The following is a 3,697-nucleotide window of genomic DNA, read 5'->3' on the forward strand; positions in this document are numbered from 1 at the left end:
ATCGCGTCCGGCGCGCAGCACGTATCCGGGGCCGTCGGTGACCAGCAGCCGCGACGGCTGCCGGGCGGGGCGTCCGGGTTCCAGGGCGCGGCGCAGCGCCGCGACGAAGGTGCGGAGTGCGCCGATCGCGCCGGCCGGGGGTCCGTCCTCCCACAGGTCGGCCACGAGCCGGCCGACCGGAACCACCCGGTTGCGGGCGATCAGCAACCGTCCGAGCACCTCCCGGTGGCGGGGCGCGCCGAGCGGCAGGGGGGCGCCGTCGGGGTCCCAGGCTGCGACCGGCCCCAGCAGTCCGAACTCCACACCCACCGCACGGTCCCTTCGAGGGCGGCGCCGTCCCCGGGGGTGCCGCGTGTCCACTCATCGATCGCTGATCCGGGGCCCGCAGCCTGGGTGACGTCCCCGGACGACCCGGGCCGCCGGGCCCGGGACGTCCACTCTGCCACGAGTCACAGGAGTCGCCGTGACACACCCGAGCATCCCCGGATTCACCGAGCACCGAGTACCGGTCGACGACGGCCTCGCGCTGAACGCCGCCGTCGGCGGCAGCGGTGCCCCGGTCGTGCTGCTGCACGGTTTTCCGCAGACCCACCTGATGTGGCGGCACGTCGCCGCCGATCTCGCCGCCGACCACACCGTCATCTGCCCGGACCTGCGCGGCTACGGTGCCAGCGACAAGCCCGCGGAAGGCGGCCCGGACGTCTACTCCAAGCGCACCATGGCCCGGGACGTGGTCCGCCTCGCCGCCGCGCTGGGACACGACCGTTTCGTTCTGGCCGGCCACGACCGCGGCGCCCTCGTCGCCTTCCGGGCCGCGATGGACCATCCGGGCACCGTGTCCCGGGCGCTCTTCCTCGACGTCCTGCCGACCCTCGACATGTGGCAGGCCCTGCACGGCGTGTCCGGCGCGGTCGGCTTCCACCTGTATCTGATGGCCCAGGCCCCGGGCCTGCCGGAGCAGATGATCGAGGCGTCCGCCGACGCCTTCTTCGGCCACTTCCTCGACGCCTGGACCGAGGCTCCGGAGGCGATCCCCGCCGATGTCCGCGCCCACTACCTCGCGGCGTCCGCGGCGGCCGTGCCCTCCATCGTCGCCGACTACCGCGCCTCGGCCGGCGTGGACGTGGACCACGACACCGCCGACCGGGAGGCGGCCAACCGGCTGACCATGCCGGTCACCGTCCTCCAGCAGGACTGGGGCGCGGCACTCGGCTACCACGCCCAAGGGCTGTGGAGCGCCTGGGCCAAGGACCTGCGGCACCGCACGGTCTCCTGCGGCCACTTCATGGCCGAGGAGGATCCCACGTTGGTCGCCGACGAGATCCGGGCTCTCCACGACCGCTGACGACCACCGCCCCGCCCCCCTTCCCCGGGTGAGGTACCCGGCTCACGTCTTCGCCCCACGACGTGCTCGACGGCAGCGCGGGGAGCTGGAGGTCATGCCGGGGAACCGGGGGCGGCCGGTCCGGGATCGTTCAGCACGACCGCGCACGACGCACCGCTGCCGGTACTCGGCCGGTCCCGTGCCGGCAGGTCCCCGGTCCCGGCGCCGGTTCAGCCGAGTTCGGCGACCAGGTCGCCGGCCGTCACGCGGACCAAGGTCTCCGAGGCGTCTCCGGGGCCGGGGAACAGCCGGTAGAGGGTGCCCGATGCCTGCGCCGGCCCGACGCTGCCGTGCACCGTCGCCAGGAACACCCTTTTGCCGGACGCGAGTTCGGCCGCCGCCGTGTCGGGGTCGGGGTGCTCGAGACGTTCCTCGCTGTCCTTTGCCGAAGACACCCTGGTGGCGAACGCCGCCGCGTCCTCGTCCGGACGCCTCCGGTACCGCAGCAGTGCGGGCTCCGGTTCCCGGGACGTCACGGCCACCTCGACGGAGCGCGCCGCCGCCCGCCAGACCGCGAGGTCCCACAGGGTGGTCCGGCTGCCGGAGCCGAACTGCTCCCACAGGTCCCGGGCCACCGTGGCCAGCACGCCCCCGCCGTGCGAGCCGATGCTCTGGAAGCCGCCCGTCGACGGCAGGTGGGTGTCCGTCCACAGCGCCCGGCGGCGGCCCAGGTCCACGATCATCGGCAGGCACACCTGCGAGTCGCCCGCCAGGTCGAAACGCTGACGGACCGTGCGCGGATCGTAGGACGCGTCCCGCGGGCCGTGCGCGGGCAGCGCCATGAAGCCCGCGAAGGCGTCCGGCAACTCCTCGAACGGCACGTTGTTGTAGCTGAAGACCAGCGGGACGGCGTAGACGTCCCCCCGCTCCGCCAGCCGCTCCAGGTCCAGGTCCACGTACTCGGTGGCGCCCCGCGGCGCGGGGGCGGACGTGAGGTCGCCGGAGTGGACCGCGGCGTCCGCGCCGTACACCAGGTCGGTGTAGTCGCACAGTCCGGTGAACCGCCACTCGGCGTCGAAGAACGCGACGGAGAGGTCCAGGTCCGTACGGTTGCCCCGGGGTTCGGTCCAGTGCAGGAACAGCCGCAGCACCGCGCCCTCGGGCAGGTTCTGCGTGCTGCCCCGGGGGACCGCCACCAGGGCCTTCGCGGTGGACCGCTCGGTGAACGGCACGGTGAGGTCGGCCAGGCCTGCGTCCAGCACCGACAGCTCGTACGGCTCTCCAACGGCGAACCGGCGCAGCACCTCCGCCCGCAGCAGCGTGACCGCCTCCGTCACCAGCCCGGAGGGCAGTGGAGTCCGCCGCTCCGGAACGGTCAGGGCCCGGGTGACCTCTCCGCGCGGGAAGAACACGCGGCGGCGGCCGGTGCGGTCCTCGGTACGCGTCCGCAGCGCTCCGAGCGCCGACAGCAGCGGGCCGGGGCCCACCTTCGGCAGCCCCCGCAGGAGGGCTTTGCCGAGTTCGGGTTCGAGGGTGTCTGCGGTGTGCAGGCGGAGCAGCAGGTCCAGCCGGCGGACCAGTTCGCCGGGGCGCTCCCCGGCGAGGGCCGCGGCCCTGCCCGCATCGCCCTCGGCCACCGCCTGTTCCAGTCGCCCGGCCCAGGTGGCCGGGCGGATCCGCGTACCGTCCACGCGGACGGCGTCCGGGTGTGCGGCGGCCGTCTCCAGCAGGGCGGAACCGAACGTGGTACCGGGATCCACCGGGGTGCCGCGCAGGACCGCGAAGGCGAGGGCGGCGCGCGGATGCCGGGCGTGCCGCTCGAAGGGGTGCAGGACCTCCGCGGCCCGCTTCCACTCCGTGGGGTGCCGCAGCACGTCCTCCACGAGGTAGGACGTCGGCAGGCCGTCGAGGACCGCGAGCAGTTCACGGCGCAGCGGGCGCGGCGGGCTCGTGAACCGCGACGGCGTCACCAGCCCCGCGTCACCGCCGGAGAGCACGGCGAGCAGCCGCAGCACGTCGGTGGCGGTGGTGAGCCGCTCGGCCAGCAGCTTTCGCGGTGGCAGGCCGTCCGGCGCGTCGCGCACCAGCGCGCCCAGCACCATCGCCCTGGTCTCCCGGACCGGGATGTCCTGGGGCAGCAGGCCCTGGCCGGCCGGGGTGAGGGGCAGCAGCGTCAGCAGGTCGTCGCGGTCCCGCGGGGAGAGCGGGGTCCGGCGGGCCAGCAAGGCGTCGACCACCGCGGTGGCGTCGGCGGCCCGGTCCGTGCCCAGGCGCAGCAGCCGCAGTGGGCCGGGCACCGGTGCCTTGGCGGCGCCGACGGCGCGGACCGGCCGCAGGAAGGGGTCGTCGGCGTCGATACGGCGGGGGGACACC

Annotated in this window: 3 protein-coding genes; 1 reads left to right on the forward strand and 2 read right to left on the reverse strand. The window is 74.9% G+C overall.

The window, feature by feature from the left end; all coding sequences use genetic code 11:
• A partial coding sequence (locus B7767_RS40175) for a winged helix-turn-helix domain-containing protein (RefSeq protein ID WP_179167508.1) occupies positions 1-309 on the reverse strand: 309 nt, incomplete at its 3' end.
• Positions 310-463: 154 nt separating this feature from the next.
• On the opposite strand from B7767_RS40175, the gene B7767_RS40180 reads away from it, so the two are divergent.
• Positions 464-1,345, forward strand: coding sequence for an alpha/beta fold hydrolase (locus B7767_RS40180; protein WP_085576231.1), 882 nt, complete (start codon positions 464-466; stop codon positions 1,343-1,345).
• A gap of 209 nt (positions 1,346-1,554) precedes the next feature.
• On the opposite strand, the gene B7767_RS40185 is transcribed toward B7767_RS40180, so the two are convergent.
• Positions 1,555-3,697 (reverse strand): MXAN_6230/SCO0854 family RING domain-containing protein (locus B7767_RS40185; RefSeq protein WP_085576232.1); only part of this gene is annotated, 2,143 nt, incomplete at its 5' end.

The organism is Streptomyces sp. 13-12-16 (assembly GCF_002114215.1).
Classification (GTDB): domain Bacteria; phylum Actinomycetota; class Actinomycetes; order Streptomycetales; family Streptomycetaceae; genus Streptomyces.